At 69.2% G+C, this 19,294-nt stretch carries 17 protein-coding genes; 9 read left to right on the top strand and 8 right to left on the bottom strand.

All coding sequences use genetic code 11. The features are described 5' to 3' along the window. Window positions 1-29 precede the first annotated feature (29 nt). A complete protein-coding gene (carA, locus tag EOW66_RS01330) occupies window positions 30-1,196 on the bottom strand; it encodes a glutamine-hydrolyzing carbamoyl-phosphate synthase small subunit (protein ID WP_128154228.1) in 1,167 nt (388 codons plus the stop codon). A gap of 168 nt (window positions 1,197-1,364) precedes the next feature. On the opposite strand from carA, the gene EOW66_RS01325 reads away from it, so the two are divergent. The 5 genes from EOW66_RS01325 to EOW66_RS01305 all read left to right on the top strand — a co-directional run bounded on the left by EOW66_RS01325 (window position 1,365) and on the right by EOW66_RS01305 (window position 6,853). After that, window positions 1,365-1,823 carry a GatB/YqeY domain-containing protein gene (locus tag EOW66_RS01325; RefSeq protein WP_113900897.1) on the top strand — a complete coding sequence of 153 codons (459 nt, stop codon included), beginning with the start codon at window positions 1,365-1,367 and terminating at the stop codon, window positions 1,821-1,823. Between the two features lie 410 nt (window positions 1,824-2,233). Beyond that, window positions 2,234-3,337, top strand: coding sequence for an ABC transporter ATP-binding protein (locus tag EOW66_RS01320; RefSeq protein WP_128154227.1), 1,104 nt, complete (start codon window positions 2,234-2,236; stop codon window positions 3,335-3,337). Between the two features lie 108 nt (window positions 3,338-3,445). Next, window positions 3,446-4,519 carry an ABC transporter substrate-binding protein gene (locus tag EOW66_RS01315; RefSeq protein ID WP_128154225.1) on the top strand — a complete coding sequence of 358 codons (1,074 nt, stop codon included), beginning with the start codon at window positions 3,446-3,448 and terminating at the stop codon, window positions 4,517-4,519. A gap of 107 nt (window positions 4,520-4,626) precedes the next feature. Then, window positions 4,627-5,880, top strand: coding sequence for an ABC transporter permease (locus EOW66_RS01310; RefSeq protein ID WP_128154223.1), 1,254 nt, complete (start codon window positions 4,627-4,629; stop codon window positions 5,878-5,880). A 13-nt stretch (window positions 5,881-5,893) separates the two neighbouring features. After that, complete coding sequence (locus EOW66_RS01305; protein WP_128154221.1) at window positions 5,894-6,853, top strand: ABC transporter permease; 960 nt, start codon at window positions 5,894-5,896, stop codon at window positions 6,851-6,853. A 419-nt stretch (window positions 6,854-7,272) separates the two neighbouring features. On the opposite strand, the gene EOW66_RS01300 is transcribed toward EOW66_RS01305, so the two are convergent. Beyond that, window positions 7,273-7,887 (bottom strand): response regulator, encoded by a 615-nt coding sequence (locus EOW66_RS01300; protein WP_128147664.1) that lies wholly within the window; start codon window positions 7,885-7,887, stop codon window positions 7,273-7,275. A 334-nt stretch (window positions 7,888-8,221) separates the two neighbouring features. Here EOW66_RS01300 and EOW66_RS01295 point away from each other — a divergent pair, with 334 nt between their 5' ends. From EOW66_RS01295 to EOW66_RS01280, 4 genes are all read left to right on the top strand, one after another. Beyond that, window positions 8,222-8,770 (top strand): oxidoreductase, encoded by a 549-nt coding sequence (locus EOW66_RS01295; protein ID WP_128154219.1) that lies wholly within the window; start codon window positions 8,222-8,224, stop codon window positions 8,768-8,770. Between the two features lie 18 nt (window positions 8,771-8,788). After that, window positions 8,789-11,404, top strand: coding sequence for a hybrid sensor histidine kinase/response regulator (locus EOW66_RS01290; protein WP_128154217.1), 2,616 nt, complete (start codon window positions 8,789-8,791; stop codon window positions 11,402-11,404). A 464-nt stretch (window positions 11,405-11,868) separates the two neighbouring features. Beyond that, window positions 11,869-12,789, top strand: a complete 921-nt coding sequence (locus tag EOW66_RS01285; protein WP_128154215.1) for a glycosyltransferase family 2 protein — start codon at window positions 11,869-11,871, stop codon at window positions 12,787-12,789. A gap of 30 nt (window positions 12,790-12,819) precedes the next feature. Further along, window positions 12,820-13,902 carry a glycosyltransferase family 2 protein gene (locus EOW66_RS01280; protein WP_128154214.1) on the top strand — a complete coding sequence of 361 codons (1,083 nt, stop codon included), beginning with the start codon at window positions 12,820-12,822 and terminating at the stop codon, window positions 13,900-13,902. Here EOW66_RS01280 and EOW66_RS01275 read toward each other — a convergent pair. The 6 genes from EOW66_RS01275 to EOW66_RS01250 are packed head-to-tail and all read right to left on the bottom strand — an operon-like array spanning window position 13,788 to window position 19,283. Further along, entirely contained in the window at window positions 13,788-14,732 is a 945-nt protein-coding gene (locus EOW66_RS01275) for an AEC family transporter (RefSeq protein ID WP_128154212.1), read from the bottom strand. The genes EOW66_RS01280 and EOW66_RS01275 overlap by 115 nt on opposite strands. After that, a complete protein-coding gene (locus EOW66_RS01270) occupies window positions 14,729-15,529 on the bottom strand; it encodes an MBL fold metallo-hydrolase (protein WP_128154210.1) in 801 nt (266 codons plus the stop codon). Before EOW66_RS01270 ends, EOW66_RS01275 begins: the two co-directional genes overlap by 4 nt. Next, complete coding sequence (locus EOW66_RS01265; protein ID WP_206363661.1) at window positions 15,526-16,317, bottom strand: TatD family hydrolase; 792 nt, start codon at window positions 16,315-16,317, stop codon at window positions 15,526-15,528. Before EOW66_RS01265 ends, EOW66_RS01270 begins: the two co-directional genes overlap by 4 nt. Before the next feature lie 54 nt (window positions 16,318-16,371). Next, window positions 16,372-17,487 carry a DNA polymerase III subunit delta' gene (locus tag EOW66_RS01260; protein WP_128154209.1) on the bottom strand — a complete coding sequence of 372 codons (1,116 nt, stop codon included), beginning with the start codon at window positions 17,485-17,487 and terminating at the stop codon, window positions 16,372-16,374. Further along, on the bottom strand, window positions 17,484-18,104 hold the full coding sequence (tmk, locus tag EOW66_RS01255) for a dTMP kinase (RefSeq protein WP_128154208.1): 621 nt from the start codon (window positions 18,102-18,104) through the stop codon (window positions 17,484-17,486). The genes EOW66_RS01260 and tmk overlap by 4 nt, the downstream gene beginning before the upstream one ends. 6 nt (window positions 18,105-18,110) lie before the next feature. After that, on the bottom strand, window positions 18,111-19,283 hold the full coding sequence (locus EOW66_RS01250) for a D-alanyl-D-alanine carboxypeptidase family protein (RefSeq protein WP_128154207.1): 1,173 nt from the start codon (window positions 19,281-19,283) through the stop codon (window positions 18,111-18,113). Window positions 19,284-19,294 lie beyond the last annotated feature (11 nt).

Here is a 19,294-nt window from a genome sequence, read left to right as displayed (position 1 = left end):
GCCCCCCGAAGGTCCTGTCTGTGCCGCGCTCAGCCGGCGCGGCGGGCGCGCATCGCCTCGGCGAAGCGCTCGAAGAGGTAATAGCTGTCCTGCGGGCCGGGGCTCGCCTCGGGGTGATACTGCACCGAGAACACCGGCCGCCCCTCCATCGCGATGCCGCAGTTCGAGCCGTCGAAGAGCGAGACATGGGTCTCCTGCACGCCCTTCGGCAGGGTCTGCGCATCGACGGTGAAGCCGTGGTTCATCGAGGTGATCTCGACCTTGCCGGTGGTCAGGTCCTTGACCGGGTGGTTGGCGCCGTGGTGGCCGTGGTTCATCTTGATCGTCTTCGCACCAAGCGCGAGGGCGAGCATCTGGTGGCCGAGGCAGATGCCGAAGAGCGGCAGCTCGGTGTCCAGGATGCCCTTGATCATCGGCACGGCATAGGCGCCGGTCGCGGCCGGGTCGCCCGGGCCGTTCGACAGGAACACACCCTCGGGGTTCAGCGCCAGCACCTCCTCGGCGGTGGCCGAGGCGGGCAGAACGGTGACCTCGCAGCCGGCCGAGGCGAGGCAGCGCAGGATGTTGCGCTTGGCGCCATAGTCGATCGCGACGACCTTCAGGCCCGGGCCCTCGCGGCGGCTGTAGCCCTCGGGCCAGGCCCACCGCTTTTCATCCCAGCTGTAGCTTTGCGCGCAGGTCACATCCTTGGCGAGGTCGAGGCCGACAAGGCCCTTCCACTCGCGCGCCTTCTTCACCAGCGCCTCGATGTCGAAGTTGCCTTCGGGATCGTGGGCGATGGCGACATGCGGCGCGCCCTGCTGGCGGATCGCGCGGGTCAGGCGGCGGGTGTCGACGCCGCCGACGCCGATCCGGCCCTTCTTCACCAGCCAGTCGACGAGGTCGTCGGTGGCGCGCCAGTTCGAGGGATCGGTCGGGTCCCATTTCACCACGAGGCCGGCGGCGACCGGCTCGGCGGTCTCGTCATCCTCGGCGTTGACGCCGACGTTGCCGATATGGGGGAAGGTGAAGGTGACGACCTGACCGGCATAGCTCGGGTCGGTCATGATCTCCTGATAGCCGGTCATCGCGGTGTTGAACACCAGCTCGGCGACGGTGACGCCGGTGGCGCCGAAGCCCTTGCCGTAGAACAGCTGGCCGTCTGCCAGCGCGATCAGCGCGGTGGGCTTTTCCGATGACTGGTGACTGGCAGGCATGGTGCGACTCCCCGGGGCAAAATCTGCTGGAACCTACGGGGGGAGAACAGCCGGGTCAAGGCCCTTACGGCAAAAGATGTTTTCATTTAAAATCAATAACTTGCATTGCTTGCGCTGGGGCTCCTGCGGGGGTATCCTGAGCCCCTTGATCCAGATGGGGATAACGTGATGCAGATGCGCGAGCGGCTTTCCGCGGCTTTGAAAGAGGCGATGAAGGCAAAGGATGCTGCCCGTCTCTCGACGCTGCGGCTGATCAATGCCGCGATCAAGGATCGCGAGATCGCGATGCGGACCGAGGGCGAGGCGGTGTCGATCGGCGATCCCGAGGTGCTGGGCATCCTTGGCAAGATGGTGAAGCAGCGCCAGGAATCGGCGCGCGCCTATGAAGAGGGCGGCCGGCTCGAGCTGGCCGAGAAGGAACTCGCCGAGGTCAAGGTGATCGAGGAGTTCCTGCCGCGGCAGCTGACCGCCGACGAGACGACGGCCGCGATCGACGCGGCGATCGCCAAGGTCGGCGCCAGCTCGATCCGCGACATGGGCCGCGTGATGGCCGAGCTGAAGACGAAATACACCGGGCAGATGGACTTTGGTGCCGTCGGCCCGATGGTGAAGACCCGGCTCGGCTGAGCCTGCGGAGCGCTGCCCTGCGCGCCCGTGCGGGCGGCGCGGGGCGGCCCGCACCTGTTTCCAGACATTGATGAACGCGCGTGCCCCGGGCCGCGATTCGCCGGCCGGGTGCGGGCGGTGCCGTCCTGCGGTGCGATTCGAGCCGCGACGGCCGCCCCTGGCTGACGCCGCGTCTGCGTGCGGTGCGGGACGCGTTGTTGCACTGCCTTGAAAATGGACAGTCTGACGCAGAGGGCAGGTCGCGCTTCGCGCCCAGGGCGACGCTTTCTGACGGTTCCGTGACGACGATCGGTCCGCTTCGGCCCCATTTCGTCGTAACGGGTTTTCCTTGTTGAATTCCTGATGCGCGCTTGTTTAAGTTTCCCCCACGGGAGCAAACGAACCACAAAAAACGACAGGGGAGCCCGAATTTGACGACTGCAACGACCGACGAAGGTTTCGTCGTATTCGATCACGTCCAGAAGAGCTATGACGGCGAAACTCTGGTGGTGAAGGACCTCAACCTCTCGATCGGCAAGGGCGAATTCCTGACCATGCTCGGCCCGTCCGGCTCGGGCAAGACAACCTGCCTGATGATGCTGGCGGGATTCGAAACCGCCACGCACGGCGAGATACGCCTTGGCGGGACGAACATCAACCACCTTCCGCCGCACAAGCGCGGGATCGGCATGGTGTTCCAGAACTACGCGCTTTTCCCGCATATGACGGTGGCCGAGAACCTGGCCTTTCCGCTCGAGGTGCGGGGCATGGCCAAGTCCGAGCGCGAGGCGAAAGTGACGCGCGCCCTCGACATGGTGCAGATGGGCAAGTTCGCCAACCGTCGCCCCGCACAGATGTCGGGCGGCCAGCAGCAGCGCATCGCGCTCGCCCGGGCCCTGGTCTTCGACCCCGAGCTGGTGCTGATGGACGAACCGCTCGGCGCCCTCGACAAGCAGCTGCGCGAGCACATGCAGTTCGAGATCAAGGCGCTGCACGAGCGGCTTGGCATCACCGTGGTCTATGTCACCCACGACCAGGGAGAGGCGCTGACGATGTCGGACCGCGTCGCGGTGTTCAACGACGGCCGGATCCAGCAGCTTGCCCCGCCGGACGAGCTTTACGAGCGGCCGAAGAACAGCTTCGTCGCCCAGTTCATCGGCGAGAACAACAAGCTGCCCGGCACCGTCGAGAGCCTCGATGAGGAAACCTGCACGGTTCGGCTCCAGACCGGCGAGCTGATCAGCGCGACGCCCGTCAACATCCGCCATGTCGGCCAGGACACGCTGGTCTCGATCCGCCCTGAGCGCATCGAGTTCAAGCCCGAGATGATGCCGCCGGGCGCGCACATGATCGACGCCGAGGTGCTCGAGGTGATCTACATGGGCGACATCTTCCGCACCCGGATGCGGGTCGCCGGGATCGACGACTTCGTGATGAAGTCGCGCAACACCCTCGGCCAGACCCGCCTGCACCCGGGCGAGAAGCTGAAGATCGGCTGGCATCCGCAGGACGCGCGCGCCCTCGACCCGATGTGAGCGGGCGCCGCTCAAAAACGCGGGCGGCGGAACCGTCGCGCCGACAGAAATGACGACAAGTCAGACAAGACCAACAGAAGTCAGACAAGACCAACAGGGGAGTAAACCATGAAGAAACTTTTGATCCTCACCACCGCGCTGGTGGCGACGGGCTATGCCGCCTCGGCGCAGGAGCTCAACATCGTCTCCTGGGGCGGGTCCTACACCGTTTCGCAGGTCGAGGCCTATCACAAGCCCTTCACCGAGATGACCGGCATCAAGATCAACTCGATCGACGCCGACAATCCGGCGACCCCGGTGAAGGCGCAGACCGAGGCCGGCAACGTCTCGATCGACCTCTCCGACGTCGAGCTCTCCGACGCGATCCGCATGTGCGACGAGGGCCTGCTCGAGCCGATCGACCCGGCGATCCTGCCGCCCGCGCCCGATGGCACCCCGGCGACCGAGGACTTCGTGCCGGGCGCGATCCAGGACTGCGCCGTCGCGAACATCGTCTGGGGCACGGTCGTCGCCTATGACAAGACCAAGTTCGAAGGCAACGAGCCCTCGACGCTGGCCGACTTCTTCGACACCACCAAATACCCGGGCAAGCGCGGCCTGCTGAAGACCGCCAAGCGCACGATGGAAATGGCGCTCGTCGCCGATGGCGTCGCCCCTGACCAGGTCTATGAGGTGCTCGGCACCGACGAGGGCGTGGCGCGCGCCTTCAAGAAGCTCGACAGCATCAAGAAGGACATCGTGTGGTGGGAAGCCGGCGCGCAGCCGCCGCAGCTGCTCGCCGATGGCGAAGTGGTGATGACCACCGGCTATAACGGCCGCTTCTTCGCCGCCGAAGTGGGCGAGGGCAAGCCCTTCGGCACGATCTGGGACGGCGAATACATGGACTACGACCTCTGGGTGATCCCGAAGGGTGCGCCGCATCTGGAAGACGCGATGAAGTTCCTCGCCTTCTCGACCGACACCCAGCGCCTCGCTGACCAGGCGAAATACATCGCCTACGGCCCGGCCCGGAAATCGTCGAACGCGCTGATCGGCATGTACAAGGACGGCAAGACCGAGATGGCGCCCTACATGCCGACCAACCCGGAAAACATGAAGAACCCGATCTGGACCGACCCGACCTTCTGGGCCGATCACGATGCGGAACTGGCCGAGAAGTTCAACGCCTGGCTCGCCAGCTGATCGTCTGACCTTCAGACTGCGGAGGACGGGGCTTCCCTGTCCTCCCTCTCCCCCGCGCCGCCGCCTTCGCCGCGGTGGCCCCGACGCGCCTTCCGAAGGGGAACCGAATGACCGACGCAACCTCCCAATTGATTACCACCGCGGACGGCAAGCCGCTCAAGGCTGCGCTTGCCGCCTCGCTTGCCGTGCGCCGCCGCCGCGCCTTCCTGCTTGTCGCGCCGCTCTTTCTGTTCATCCTGATCTCCTTCATCGTGCCGATCGGGCAGATGCTGTTCCAGTCGTTCTACAACGACACCTTCAGCAAGAACGCCCCGGCGCTGGTCGAGTGGTTCTCGACCCATCCCGAAGGCTCGGAGATCGACGAGAGCGCCTATGCCGCGCTCGCCGCCGACCTTGCGCTGATGAAGAAGAACCGCAGCGCCGGCGAGGCGGGCACGCGGATCAACTATGACGTCTCGGGCACCCGCTCGATGTTCACCGGCACCGCCCGCGGCGCCGACAAGTTCCAGCCGCCGTTCAAGGCGGCGATCCTGCAGGTCGAGAAGAAATGGGACAACCCGAACGTCTGGCGCGCGATGCGCTCGGCCTCGAGCCCGTTCACCCTCGACTTCTACCTCGCCGCGAACGACCTGACCCGTGACGAGAGCGGCAAGATCGTGCCGGTGGCCGAGGGCCAGGCGATCTACAAGAAGCTGATGGGCCGCACGCTGATGCTGTCGCTCGAGATCACCGCGCTGTGTCTGCTTCTGGGCTTCCCGATCGCCTTCCTGCTCTCGGCGCTGCCGATGCGCAAGGCGATGCTGCTGATGATCCTGGTGCTGCTGCCGTTCTGGACCTCGCTGCTGGTGCGCACCACCGCCTGGATGGTGCTGCTGCAAAGCCAGGGCGTGGTGAACGACCTGCTGGTCTGGCTCGGCCTCGTGCGCGACGACCACCGCATCCAGATGATGTACAACGAGACCGGCACGATCGTGGCGATGACCCACATCCTGCTGCCCTTCACCATCCTGCCGCTCTATTCGGTGATGAAGACGATCCCGCCCTCCTATGTGCGTGCGGCGCGCTCACTGGGCGCCACCTCCTGGACGGCGTTCCGCCGGATCTACCTGCCGCAGACGCTGCCCGGCATCGGGGCAGGGGGGCTTTTGGTCTTCATCCTGGCGATGGGCTACTACATCACCCCCGCCCTCGTCGGTGGCGCCGACGGGCAGATGATTTCCAACATGATCGCGATGCACATGCAGAAGACGCTGAACTGGTCGCTGGCCGCGGCGCTCGCCGCCGAGCTGCTGGCCGTCGTGATGATCTTCTTCTGGATCTACGACAAGCTCGTCGGCATCGACAAGATGAAGCTCGGCTGAGGAGAGAGGACCCATGGCGCTTCCCGTCTACGCAAGCCCGCTCGAAAGGCTGTGGCACTATACCTATCTGGTGATCTGCGCGCTGATCCTGCTGTTCCTGATCGCGCCGATCATCATCGTGATCCCGCTCAGCTTCAACGCCGAGCCCTACTTCACCTTCACCGAGAAGATGCTGCATTTCGACCCGGCGGGCTATTCGCTGCGCTGGTACGACAAGCTGATCACCTTCGGCATGCAGAACCCCGAGGCCGAGCGCGGCGCCGCCTTCTGGTGGGACTTCTGGAACAACGCGACCTGGATGCAGGTGACGAAGAACTCGATCATCATCGGCGTCTGTGCGACGCTGCTGTCGGCCGGGCTCGGCACCATTGCGGCGCTCGGCCTGACCCGGCCCGAGATGCCCTTCCGCAAGCAGATCACCGCGGTGCTGATCTCGCCGATGATCGTGCCGATCATCATCTCGGCCACCGGCATGTTCTTCTTCTACTCGGGCAAGTGGCTGCCGATCATCAGCCTCTCGGGCGGGGTGCACATGGAATGGGGGCGGCTTGCCGGCACCTATGCCGGCATCATCCTCGCCCATGCCGCGCTTGGCATTCCCTTCGTCATCATCACCGTGACGGCGACGCTCTCGGGCTTTGACCAGTCGCTGGTGCGGGCGGCGGCCTCGCTCGGCGCGAACCCGCGCACGGCCTTCTTCCGGGTGGTGATGCCGCTCATCCTGCCGGGGGTGGTGTCGGGGGGGCTCTTCGCCTTCGTCACCTCCTTCGACGAGGTGGTCGCGGTGCTCTTCATCGCCAACCACGACCAGCAGACGATCCCGCGGCAGATGTGGAACGGCATCCGCGAACAGATCTCGCCGGCGATCCTCGCGGTGGCGACGATCCTCGTGGTGATCTCGATCGCGCTTCTGGCCACGGTCGAGCTGCTGCGCCGCCGCTCGGAACGGCTGCGCGGTCTCAGCCCGCGCTGAGCGGGCCTTCGGAACCGGATCAGACAGGGGGGCTTCGGCCCCCCTGTCGCGTTTCGGGGGCCGCGCGGCGCGGCGGGGCTGTTCACGCGGGCCGCACCCGCCCGGGCCAAGGGCCGAAGGGGGGCGGCCGCGCCTACCGCCCGACGCACGGCAGGCGGCCGGCATCGTCGCGCCGGCCGCCGCCGATAAGCCGCAGCAGCGAAAAGGTGTTTCCTGCCGGGCATCAAGGGAGGAGACGCCTGCCGCAACCGCTTGCCGTGCTGAGAGTGGTGGCTTCGGCGCCTGCAAGCGGCGGGTGACGCAACATCATGGCGGCGCCTCCTCCGGTTCCTTCTAGCGCGGCGTGCCGGCGGATGCCGCCGCGAGGAGGGATCGGCGCAGGGGGCGATGGGAGAGGGGCACCTATCCGTTCGGATAGGTCAGAACAGCCCCGCGTCGCGCGCGATCATCGCCGCCTGGGTGCGGTTATGCGCGCCGATCTTGCGATAGAGCGTCTTCACATGCAGCTTCACCGTGGGCTCGGTCACCTCGAGGTCGCGGGCGATCTCCTTGTTCGATTTGCCCTCGACGAGCCCCTCGAGCACCTCGGCCTCACGCCGGGTCAGGCGTTCGCGCAGCGGGTTGGCCGCCTCCTCGGGGGCGGTGCGCAGGAAGTCGAACGGGGCAAATTGCTCGCCCATGGCCATGAAGCGCACGGCATTGACCAGAGATTTCGCGGCGAGGGTCTTCGGCACATAGCCGGCCGCGCCAAGCGCCAGCGCGCGTTCGGCAAGCTCCGGCGTGCCGGTGCCCGAGATCAGCGCCACCCGCTGGCCGTCGCCAAGCGCCATGATCCGCTCGAGCCCCTCGAGCCCGTTCATCCCCGGCATCGTCAGGTCCAGCAGCACAAGATCATAGGCCGGCCCGCGTTCGATCGCGGCGATCGCCGCGGGCAGATCGGCCGCGGTCTCGGCCGCCATGCCGCCCTCGCTCTCGAGGAACAGCACGAGCGTGTCGCGCAGCAGGTCGTGATCGTCGGCGATCAGGATGCGCAGGGGCGGGGGCGGGGCATCGGCCGGTCTGCTGGTCACGACTGCTTTCCTCCCGGTCGATTCGCCTTGCGGACATGGTTGCATGCTGTGGTCCTCCCGTCGCATCCATTGCACGGGATCGTGGCGATTTTGGGGAAGGGCGGTCAGACCGGGGCCGATCCGGGCGGCCGCGAGTGCCGGGGCCGGGGCCAGAGCGACCGCCGCGACCTATCCCATCGGATAGGTCGGCTGTGCCGAAGTCCCCGTCGGCCCGCGCCGGATCGTGTTAGCCTGATTTCAACCGATGCGCGAGATTCTCGGTATATGCATGTCCCGCCCCTCCCATTTCCGGTGCCCCATGACCAGACGTTTTCATCCGCTCCTGTCGCTCGCTCTTGCCGGCGGGCTGCTGCTTGTGCCGGCCCCCGCCATCCTGTCGCAGACCCTCGGTCCGGGGGCGGAGGTGCTGGCGCAAAAGCCCACCGGCGCGGTGCTGCTCACCATCACCGGGCCGGTGGCCGGACAGGCGGCGCCGGTGACGCTGCACCTCGATCAGGCGATGCTGGCCGCGCTGCCGCAGGCGAGCTTCACCACCACCACGATCTGGACCGAGGGGCCGCAGACCTTCACCGGCGTGCCGCTCTCGGCGCTGCTGGCCGCCACCGGGATGACCGGCCGGGCAATCCTCGCGCGCGCGATCAACGATTATTCGGTCGAGATCCCGGTCGAGACCTGGCCGGCCGAGGGCCCGATCGTCGCCTATCTGCGCAATGGCAAGCCGATGTCGGTGCGCGAGAAGGGGCCGCTGTGGATCGTCTATCCCTATGATGCGCGCTCCGACTATCGCAGCGAGGTGGTCTATTCGCGCAGCATCTGGCAGCTCGACCGGCTGGAGCTGAAGCCCTGACGGGCCGGGAGGCGGGGGGTGTGGGATTTCGAGATCGCGACGAAACGGCGTGATGCGGCCCGGCGCGGCCGGCCGCGGCTGGTGCGGCTGCTGCGGCCGGGGCTCGTCGTGCTTGTCCTGGGCCTTGCGCTTGCGGTGATCGCGGGCATGAGCGTCGGGGTGATGGGGCAGATGCGCGCATTGCGCACCGCCGCGTCGGACAACCTGCAATGGACCCTCGCCCAGGTCGACACCGAGTTCCTGCGCTATCACCACGCGATCGAGGAGGCGCGGGTGAACAGCATGCTGGGCGCGCTGACCGCCGCCGATCTGGCCGAGCTGCGCACCCGCTTCGACATCTTCTACAGCCGCATCGACACCTTCCGCGCCACCGGCACCTATGCCAAGCTGCGCGACGATCCGGAGTTCTCGCGGGCCTTCGCCGATACCGGCGCCGCGCTCGCGCAGATGATGCCGCTGATCGACGCGCCGGACGATCAGCTTGCCGCCGGCCTGGTCGCGCTCGACACCGAAGCCGAGGCGGTGGCGCAGACGGTGCGCTCGCTGTCGCTCATCGGGCTGGCGGAATTCGCTCGCCAGTCCGACGCCGGCCGGGTCGCCATCACCACCATGCTGATGCGGCTCGGCGGCGTCGCCTCGGTGCTCTTCGTCGCGATTTCCCTGCTCGCGGTGTCGCTTTTGCGCCTCTACCGGCTGAGCGAGACCCGCGCGGCCGAACGCGCTGCCACCGCCACCCGGATGCGCACGGTGATCGAGACCTCGCTCGACGGGATCATCGTCTGCGACCGCACCGGCCGGATCATCGAGTTCAGCCCGGCGGCCGAGACGATCTTCGGCCGGACCGCGGCCGAGGCGAAGGGGCGCGACATGCTCGGGCTGATCCTGCCGCCCGAGGCCGGGATGGCGCCGGGCAGCCTGGCCCTGGCCGCCGAATTGCGCAACCCGCTGCCCGGGGCGCATGACCGCATCTATCTCGACGGCCGGCGGCGCGACGGCAGCACCTTCCCGGCCGAGGCCTCGCTGCGTCCGGCCGACGCCGGCGGCGGGCGGATCTTCGTTCTGTTCATCCGCGACATCTCGGCGCTGAAAGAGGCCGAGGCGGCGCTGACCGAGGCCCGCGACCGCGCCGTCGCCGGCGAGAAGGCGAAAGCCGATTTCGTCGCGGTGATGTCGCACGAGATGCGCACCCCGCTGAACGGGCTGCTCGGCTCGATCTCGCTGTTGCGCGACACCGGGCTCGATGCGCGTCAGCGCCGCTATGTCGACACGGTCGAGCTGTCGGGGCGGCTGCTGAGCGGGCTTGTCAACGACGTGCTCGACCTGTCGAAGTTCGAGGCCGGGATGATGACCCTCGCGCGCGCGCCGTTCCTGCTGTCGCGGGTGCTCGAGGACGTGGTGGCGAACCAGCGCGAGCTGGCGCGGGCCCATGGCAACCGGCTTGGCTGGAGCTGGTGCGGTCCGGCCTTCGAGCCCTGCATCGGCGATGCGGCCAAGCTGCGCCAGGTGCTGCTGAACCTGGTGAACAACGCCACCAAGTTCACCACCGACGGCGAGATCCGCATCGAGGTGGAGGCCAGCCCGGGCACGGACGCGCTGCGGGAGGTCGAGTTCCGGGTGATCGACACCGGCACCGGCATCGGCGAGGCGGATCAGGAGCGGATCTTCCGCGATTTCGAGATGCTCGACAGCTCCTATGGCCGGCAGGGCGGCACCGGGCTTGGCCTTGGCATCGCGCGGCGCCTGGTCGAGCTGATGGGCGGCGAGATCGGGGTCGAGAGCACGCCGGGCGAGGGCAGCCTGTTCTGGCTGCGCCTGCCGCTCGAACGGGCCGAGGCGGCGCCGCCCGAGGCGCGGGCGCTGCGCAGCCGTCCGCGCCGGCGCCGCGCGCCGGTGCACCCGCTGTCGGTGCTTGTGGTCGAGGACAACGAGATCAACCGTACCCTCCTGCGCGAGATGATCGAGGCCGAGGGCCATGCCGTGACCGAGGCGGTGAACGGCCGCGAGGGCGTCGAGCGCGCCGCGTCGACCCGCTTCGACCTGATCTTGATGGATGTCTCGATGCCGGTGCTCGACGGGCGCGACGCAACGCGCGAGATCCGTGCGGGGGCGGGGGCCTCGCGCGATGTGCCGATCATCGGCGTCACCGCCCATGCCCTGCCCGAGGAGCTGGCGGCCTTCCGCGAGGTCGGCATGACCGAGATCCTGAAAAAGCCGATCGACCGGCCCGAGCTGGTGCGGCTGCTTGCCGGCACGGCGCAGGCGGGCGGTGCGACGGCTCCGGCGCCGGTCTTCGACCCGGAGCGGTGCGGTGCCGGCCCGCTGTCGGCGGCGACACTGCGTGGCCTGTTCGAGCGCTTCGTCGCGCAGGGCGATGCGCTGGCGGCGGATCTCGCGGCGGGGGCGGCGGGGCGCGAGGAGGTGCTCGCCGCGGTCCATCGCTGCGCGGGCTCGGCGGGCGCCCTCGGTGCGCTGCGGCTGCAGATGCGGTTGCAGGCGCTCGAGACCGCGGCGAAGCGGGACGGGGCGGCGTCGCTTGCGGCGGCGGCCGCAGCGGTCCTGCCGGTCTGGACGGAAACGCGCGCCGCCATCACCGACTGGCTGGCTGCGCAGCGCCCGGGGCCGCCGGCGGGCTGAGCCCTGCCCGCCTCAGCCGCCGGTCGGTCCGTGCCGGGGCCGGCCGCCACGTGAGGGCGACCGCGGCCCGCCGGGCGCCCACCCGGTTTTTGGCAAGACAGGCAGGGACTGCGGCCGGACTGTCGCAGGGCCGGGCGGGTGTTTCCCCCTGCGCGGCGGGAGAGGGACCCTCTCCGTTCGGACAGGATGGGGCTCCGTCGGCGCCGGTCCGCTCTCCGGGGGCTCCCGCGACGGGGCGGCCGCGGGCGGGGTAAAACAGAAGGCATGACGCAGCGGCACTTTGCCCCTCTGCCGGAGCCTTCCGATGACCACGCCCCGCCTTCCCATTGCCGGCCGCCTCGCTTCGCAGATGAGGGCGCAGGGACTGCCCGGCGTGGCTTTGCCCGCCGTTGCCGCCCCCCTTCTCCGGCCGCGCCGCCCGGCGCTGTGCCCTGCCACCGCCTGACCAGCAGAAAGGCCCCGCCATGCCCCGTTTCTCGATCATCATCCCCTGCCACAACGCCGCCGCCACGCTGCCCGCGACGCTTGCAAGCCTTGCCGCGCAGAGCCTGACCGACTGGGAGGCGCTGCTTGTCGACGACGCCTCGACCGATGCGACCGCGGCGCTGATCGCCGAAGCCGCCGCCGCCGATCCGCGCCTTCGCGCCGTGAGCGCGCCGCGCCGGGGCCTGCCGGCCGCCTGCAACCATGCTGCGCTTGCCGAGGCGCAGGGCGAGATCCTCGCCTTTTGCGATGCCGATGACCTCTGGGCGCCGGAAAAGCTCGCCCGCTTCGATGCGGCCTTCGCCGATCCGGCGGTGAGCGCGGTCTATGCCCGCGTCGCCTTCTTCCACTCCGACCCGGACCGGCCGAGCACCGTCTCGGCGGTGGCCGAGGTGCCGCTGACGATCCTCGACCTGCTGGGCGAGAACCCGGTCTGCACGATGTCGAACCTGGCGATCCGCCGAACCGCCTTCAGGGCCACCCGCGGCTTCGACGAGGACCTCGCGCGCAACGAAGACCTCGAATGGCTGGTGCGCCTTGTGGGGGGCGGTGCACTGGTGATCGGCATCGACGCGGTGCTGACCTTCTACCGCACCAGCCCCGGCGGGCTTGCGGCCGATCTGACGGCGCCGAAGGCCGGGCGTGCGGCCGCGCTCGAAAGCGCCGCGCGTTGTGGCGGGACGCCCGATCCGCGCCATGCGGCGGTGTTCCTGCGCTATCTCTCGCGCCGCGCGCTGCGGCTTGACCCGCGCGGCGGCGTGGCACTGCGGCTCGCGCTGGCGGGGATCGCGGCAAGCCCCGGCGGCTTCTTCGCGAACCCGCGCCGCGGCGCGCTGACGGCGGGGGGCGCACTCTTCGCTCCGCTGCTGCCCGGCGCGCTGCGCCGCATCCTCTTTGCCTGACCCGTCCCCCGCCGCCCGAAGGTGCCCATCATGCCCCATGCCTCGATCATCGTGCCCGCCCGCAACGCCGAAGCGACACTCGATGCGACGCTGCGCAGCCTGCGCGCGCAGAGCTTCGCCGATCTCGAGATCATCGTGGTCGATGACGGCTCGACCGACCGCACGGTGCGGATCGCCGCCGATCACGCCGGCGAGGATCCCCGCGTGCAGCTGGTGGTGCAGGCGAACCGCGGCCCGGCCGCGGCGCGCAACAGCGGCATCCGGGTGGCGCGCGGCGCGATCGTCGGCTTTTGCGACGCGGGCGATCTGTGGCGTCCGCACAAGCTTGCCGCCCATGTCCGCCATCTCGCCGCGGCGCCGGCGGTGGGGCTCAGCTTCTCCGGCTCGGCGCGGATCGGCGATGCCGGGCATGCGCCTGGCCTGGTGCAGCGGCCGCGGCTGGCGGGCATCCGGCCCGAGCATGTTTTCCTGAGCAACCCGGTGGGCAACGGCTCGGCCGCGGTGCTGCGACGCGCGGCGCTTGACGCGATCGCCTGGCACCCGGCCGGAGAGAGGCTCGGCGACTGGTGGTTTGACGAGAGCTTTCGCCAGTTCGAGGATCTCGAGTGCTGGCTGCGCCTTGCACTGACCACCGACTGGCAGATCGAGGGGGTGCCGGGCGCGCTGACCGCGCATCGGCTGCCCCCGGCGGGGCCCCCCGCGGGCCCCCCGGTGGCCCCCGGACGGCAGCTTGCCGCCTGGGAGCGGGTGGTGGCAAAGCTCACGCCGCTCGCACCCGAGTTCTTCGCCCGTCACACCCCTGCCGCGCGTGCCTATCAGCTGCGCGCCCTTGCGCGGGGCGCGGTCCTGGCCGGGGACGGGCGCGCGGCGCTGTGCCTCGCCCTCGCGAGCCTGCGCCTCTCGCGCCAGCCGCTGCGGCGCGAGCCGGCGAAAACCCTGACGACGCTCGCTGCGGCGCTGGCGCTGCGCCTTTCCGGTGCGGCCGTGCCGCCCGTGCCTCAGGGCAGGATCGCGAGCCAGGCCCAGATCGTCAGCACCGACAGCGCGGTCGCGACCAGCACCGAGGAGGCGGCGACGCGCTTCGCCGCGCCATACATGTTGGCGAAGATATAGGTGTTGACGCCGGGCGCCATCGCTGCGCTCATCACCACCGAGCGCAGACCCGCGGCCGGCAGATGGAACACCCAGTGCGCCAGCGCATAGGCCACCGCCGGGTGCACGACGAGCGACAGCGCCGTCACCATGGCGATCGCCCGGCCGTCGCCCGCCGGCTTGTAGCGCACCAGCACGCCACCAAGCGCGAAGAGCGCGGCGGGCAGCGCGGCCCGCGCCACCATGTCGATCGCCGCCCAGCCCGGTTCGGGCAGGTCCTGCCCGGTGAGCGCGGTGAAGCCGCGGATCGCAAAGCCGCACAGGATGCCGATCACCATCGGCGTCGTCAGCACGCCGCGGATGGCGTTGAGCGCCACCGTGCCCAGCCCCGCGCCCCGCGAGCGCGTGGCCTCCATCGTCAGGATGCCGGCGGTGAAGAGGAGCGGCGAGTGGATCGAGATGATGGCGAAATTGCCGTCGAGCGCGTCGTGGCCATAGGCGCGTTCGGTGATCGGGATGCCGAGCAGGAGCGCGTTCGAGAACAGGCAGCAAAAGCCGATCGCCGCGGCATCGACGGGGGTGCGGTCGAGCCAGAACCGCGACAGCGCGATGCCGAGGCCGAAGGCCACGAAGGCGCCGACATAGAACGAGATCATCAGCCCCGCGTCGTAGCTGGCGCCAAGGTCGAGCCTGGCGATCGAGCGGGCGAGCAGCACCGGGATCGCGAAGGTCTGGGCAAAGCGCATCACCCCGTCGATCGAGGCTTCCGAGATCAGCCGGCGCCAGGCGGCGAGATAGCCGAAGCCGAGGACCAGGAAGACCGGCAGGACGACATTGACGAGGCCGCTCATTCGGCGGCGAACTCCAGCACCATGCCGTCATAGGCGGCGCGGATGTTCTCGGGCGTCTCGGCCTCGACCGCGTCATGGTCGAGATCGATGTGCATGTTGGTCAGCACGCCCGAGGCCGCGCCCGACCGCGCGATCCATTCGAGCGCGAGGGCAAGGTGGGCATGGGTCGGGTGCGGCGTGCGGCGCAGCGCGTCGAGCACCCAGCAGTCGAGCCCCTCGAGGTGGCGCCAGGCCGCCTCGGGGATGGCGCTGACGTCGGGCAGATAGGCCAGCCCGCCGATGCGGAAGCCGAGCGCGTCGATATTGCCATGCTCGACCCGGAACGGGGTGAAGCCGATCGGCCCGCCGGCGCCGTCGATCTCGAACAGGCCATGGATCGCGCGCAGCTCGCAGATCGGGTGATAGTTGCTGTCGGGCGGCTGCACGAAGGCATAGCCGAAGCGGTTGATCAGCGCCTCCTGGGTGTCGCTGTCGGCCCAGACCGGCAGGCGGCGGCGCATGTTGAAGGTGATCTGGCGCAGGTCATCGAGCCCGTGCACGTGATCGGCATGGCTGTGGGTGTAGACCACGGCGTCAAGCTCGCCCACCCCGGCGCGCAGGAGCTGCGCGCGCATGTCGGGCGAGGTGTCGATCAGCACCCGGGTGATGCCGGTGGGCGCCACCCGCTCGACCAGCATCGAGCAGCGGGTGCGGCGGTTCTTCGGGTTCTCCGGGTTGCATTCGCCCCAGATGTCGCCGATGCGCGGCACGCCCCCCGAGGAGCCGCAGCCGAGGATGGTGAAACGCATGCGGGTCATCGGGCGGCCTTCGTGAACAGACGGTCGAAATTGGCGGAGGTGGCGGCGGCGAAGGCGGCATAGTCGAGGCCGAAGACCTCGGCGCCGACGGCGGCGGTCATCGCGGTATAGGCGGGTTCGTTGCGCTTGCCGCGTTTGGGCTTCGGCGCAAGATAGGGGCTGTCGGTCTCGACCAGGATCCGGTCAAGCGGTGCGGCGGCGAAGATGTCGCGTACCTCCTGCGATTTCGGGAAGGTCGCGATGCCCGACATCGACAGGTAGAAGCCGAGGTCGATCGCGGTGCGGGCGAGCGCCGGGCCGGACGAGAAGCAATGCATGACGCAGCCGAAGGGTTTCTCCTTCATCCCCGCGGTCAGGATCGCGGCGGTGTCCTCGTCGGCGTCGCGGGTGTGGATGATCAGCGGCAGGCCGGTTTCCTGCGCCGCGGTGATGTGGACGCGCAGCGAGACCTTCTGCACCTCGGCGCTGTCCGGGGTGTAGTGATAATCGAGCCCGGTCTCGCCAAGGCCGACGAATTTCGGATGGCGGGCGAGGGCGATCAGCTCGTCCACCGTCGCCATCGGTTCCTCGGCCGCGCTCATCGGATGGGTGCCGGCGGCGTAGAAGACGCCGTCATAGGCCTCGGCGATCGCCCGCACCGCAGGTTCCGCGCGCAGCCGGGTGCAGATCGTCACCATCCGGGTGACGCCTGCAGCGCGCGCCCGCGCGATCACCTCGGGCAGTTCCTCGGCGAAATCGGGGAAATCGAGGTGGCAGTGGCTGTCGACGATTTCGGAAATGGGGGTGATTTCGGAAATGGGGGTATTGTCAGCCACGGGCCTTGTCCTTTCGGCGCGGCGCCGTCAGGCGGCGGCCGCGGTCATCTCCAGAACCATATCCATCACGAGGGCGGCAGGGTCAAGGTTGACCCCCTTGCCGTGGCGTGCGCGGGTGCCAAGGCTTTGGTGAAGTGACGCCCATTTCATCGCCGCCGCCCCGTCGGGGGCAAGCCGCGCCATCAGCTCGGCCTCGCCCGGTGCGGCCTCGGGCAGCGGCGGGCCGGCCAGTCCGGCGCGCGCCAGACGGGCAAGGAAAAGCTCGATCAGCCCCAGAAGCAGATCATAGCGCGGCTCGTTCGCCTTGCCGGTGATACTATCGGCGAGCGCAATCGCCTTCGGCCGGTCGAGCCGGGGCAGGGGGGCGAAAAGCGCGACCAGCGCCGCATAGGTCTCGAGCCCGCCGAGGTTCAGAAGCCGGATCGCCTCGCCGACCGAGCCCGAGGCAAGCGCCGCAAGTGCCTCTTCCTCGCCCTCGGTCTCGGCGCCGGCGGCGGCCAGCGCGCGCGCCATGTCGGCGGGGGCGAGGGTCGCCAGACGCAGCTCGCGGCAGCGCGAGCGGATCGTCGGCAGAAGCCGCGCCGGCTGATGCGTGACCAGCAGGAAGGTCACCCGCTCGGGCGGCTCCTCCAAGAGCTTCAGCAGCGCGTTCGCGGCCTGGGTGTTCATCTCGTCGGCGGCATCGACGATCACCACGCGCCGCCCGCCCTCGGCGGCGGAGAGCTGCAGGAAGTTCTTCAGCTTGCGCACCTCGTCGACACGGATGTCGAGCGAAAGCGCGCTTTCGGTGGCGTTCGGGCCGCGTTTGAGCACGAAGACCCCGGCCTCGGAACCCGCATGGATGCGCCGGCACACGGGGTCGTCGGGATCGGTGTCGAGGCTGCTGGGCGGCTCGGGCGCGCCGAAGAGGCCCGCAGGTTCGGCCGCGCCGCGGGTCAGCAGGAAGCGGGTGATGCGCCACGCCAGCGTCGCCTTGCCGGTGCCGCGCGGGCCGGTCAGCATCCAGGCATGGTGCAGCCGGCCGGTGGTGAAGGCGGTCAGGAAATCGGCCTCGGCGCGCTCCTGCCCGAACAGGGCCACGGTGTCGCGCGGGTGGGGGGCGCCTTCGACCTGTGTCGGATCGGGCAGGTCCTCGGCGCTCATTGCCGCGCCTCAAGCGCCGCGCGGGCGGTCGCAAGGATCGCGGCCGAGACCTCTTCCTTCGGCGCGGCGCCGTCGAAGATGCGGAAGCGCGGAGCGAATTCGCGGGCGAGCGCGAGGAAGCCCGCGCGCATCCGCACCTGCAGATCGAGGCCGAAATCCTCGAAGCGTTCCTCCTTGCCCTGCCGGCCCTTGGCGCGGGCAAGGCCCAGCTCGGGCGGCAGGTCGATGAGGAAGGTCAGGTCCGGCTCGCACCTGATCATCAGCGCGTGCAGCTGATCGACAAGGCCGCGCAGGTCGCCGCGGCTGAGGCCCTGATACATCCGCGTGGAATCGGCGAAGCGGTCGCAGATCACGATCCGGCCCGCGGCGAGCGCGGGCGCGATAGTGCGTTCGAGATGGTCGCGCCGGGCGGCGGTGAACAGCAGGATCTCGGTCTCGGCCGACCAGCGGTCGGGGTCGCCCTCGAGCACGAGGCGGCGGATCTCCTCGGCGCCGGGCGAGCCACCGGGCTCGCGCGTCAGCACGACGTCATGGCCCTCGGCCCTCAGCGCCTCGGCCAGAAGCCGCGCCTGCGTGGATTTCCCCGATCCGTCGATGCCTTCGAAGGTGATGAACATCCGGCCTCAGCTGTTCGCGCCCGAGGCGGCCTGGAAGGCGCGGGCCGAAAGCCGGCCGATCGCCGTTTTCATCCGCACGAGGAAGCCGCCCTCGGCGACGTCGGCGGTGGCGACAAGCGGCACCGTCGTCGGCTCGTCGAGGCCCGGGATGTGGATGACGAGCTGGCCGAGCGGGTCGCCCGCCTTCACCGGCGCCTGCACCGGGCCGTTGAACACCGCTTCGGCGGTCACGCCCTCCTTGGCGCCCGCGGGCAGCAGCAGCGTCACGTCCTCGGCGGGCGCAAGGCCGACCTTCGGCACAGCACCGAGCCAGACCGGCGCCTCGGCAAGCTGCGTGCCCTTCGTCGCCATGGTGTTCAGCACGAACTGCCGGAAGGCCCAGTTCGCCACCGCCTCCGCCTCCTGCGCGCGCTCGGTGTCCGAGGCCATGCCGGAGAGCACGAAGACGATGCGCCGCTCGCCCATCACCGCCGAACCGACAAGGCCGAAGCCCGCCTCTTCGGTATGGCCGGTCTTCAGCCCGTCGGCGTGCCAGTCGGCCGCCGAGATCTTCAGCAGCGGGTTGCGGTTATGCGCGTTCGCCGGGGCGCGATCCTTGTAATTATAGGTCGTCTCGGCAAAGAGCGGGTAATATTCCGGGAAATTGGTGATGATATGCGCGGCCAGCACGCCGAGATCATGCATCGACATGCGCTGGCCCGGGTCCGGCCAGCCCGAGGCATTGGCGAAGCTCGAGTTGGTCATGCCGAGCGCCTGGGCGCGTTCGGTCATCAGCCGCGCGAAGGCCTCTTCCGAGCCGGCGAGCCCTTCGGCCACCACGACGCAGGCGTCATTGCCCGAGTTGATCGCGATACCCTGCATCAGCTCGTGCACCGAGGGGCGGTCGAGCTCGTTGAGGAACATCGTCGAGCCGCCCATCTGCTTCGCCCTGGTGGAGACGGCGAAGGTGGTGTCCATCGTCACCCGGCCGTCGCGCAGCGCGTCGAACAGCAGCTCGAGCGTCATCAGCTTCGACATCGAGGCGGGCGGCAGCGGGATGTCGGCGTTCTTCTCGAGCAGCACCGTGCGGGTCGTCATGTCATAGACCCAGGCGGCATGGGCCCGGGTTTCGAAGGCGCGGGCGGGAAGGGCTGCAAGCAGCGCGAGGCTCAGGACGGCAACGAGGCGGAGAAACGGCATCGGGACGGGAC

This window comes from Paenirhodobacter huangdaonensis, from assembly GCF_004022465.1.
GTDB lineage: Bacteria > Pseudomonadota > Alphaproteobacteria > Rhodobacterales > Rhodobacteraceae > Rhodobacter > Rhodobacter huangdaonensis.
The sequence above is the reverse complement of the archived record's forward strand: the minus strand, read 5'-3'. Positions and strand labels throughout refer to the sequence as shown.

What these genes read in the sequence shown, in the direction of transcription:
- EOW66_RS01310 (WP_128154223.1), top strand. Translation starts at nt 4,627, where the DNA reads ATGACCGACGCAACCTCCCAATTGATTACCACCGCGGACGGCAAGCCG.
- EOW66_RS01270 (WP_128154210.1), bottom strand. Translation starts at nt 15,529, where the DNA reads ATGACCCGCATGCGTTTCACCATCCTCGGCTGCGGCTCCTCGGGGGGC.
- EOW66_RS01280 (WP_128154214.1), top strand. Translation starts at nt 12,820, where the DNA reads ATGCCCCATGCCTCGATCATCGTGCCCGCCCGCAACGCCGAAGCGACA.
- tmk (WP_128154208.1), bottom strand. Translation starts at nt 18,104, where the DNA reads ATGTTCATCACCTTCGAAGGCATCGACGGATCGGGGAAATCCACGCAG.
- EOW66_RS01305 (WP_128154221.1), top strand. Translation starts at nt 5,894, where the DNA reads ATGGCGCTTCCCGTCTACGCAAGCCCGCTCGAAAGGCTGTGGCACTAT.
- EOW66_RS01295 (WP_128154219.1), top strand. Translation starts at nt 8,222, where the DNA reads ATGACCAGACGTTTTCATCCGCTCCTGTCGCTCGCTCTTGCCGGCGGG.
- EOW66_RS01285 (WP_128154215.1), top strand. Translation starts at nt 11,869, where the DNA reads ATGCCCCGTTTCTCGATCATCATCCCCTGCCACAACGCCGCCGCCACG.
- EOW66_RS01325 (WP_113900897.1), top strand. Translation starts at nt 1,365, where the DNA reads ATGCAGATGCGCGAGCGGCTTTCCGCGGCTTTGAAAGAGGCGATGAAG.
- EOW66_RS01275 (WP_128154212.1), bottom strand. Translation starts at nt 14,732, where the DNA reads ATGAGCGGCCTCGTCAATGTCGTCCTGCCGGTCTTCCTGGTCCTCGGC.
- EOW66_RS01250 (WP_128154207.1), bottom strand. Translation starts at nt 19,283, where the DNA reads ATGCCGTTTCTCCGCCTCGTTGCCGTCCTGAGCCTCGCGCTGCTTGCA.
- carA (WP_128154228.1), bottom strand. Translation starts at nt 1,196, where the DNA reads ATGCCTGCCAGTCACCAGTCATCGGAAAAGCCCACCGCGCTGATCGCG.
- EOW66_RS01260 (WP_128154209.1), bottom strand. Translation starts at nt 17,487, where the DNA reads ATGAGCGCCGAGGACCTGCCCGATCCGACACAGGTCGAAGGCGCCCCC.
- EOW66_RS01315 (WP_128154225.1), top strand. Translation starts at nt 3,446, where the DNA reads ATGAAGAAACTTTTGATCCTCACCACCGCGCTGGTGGCGACGGGCTAT.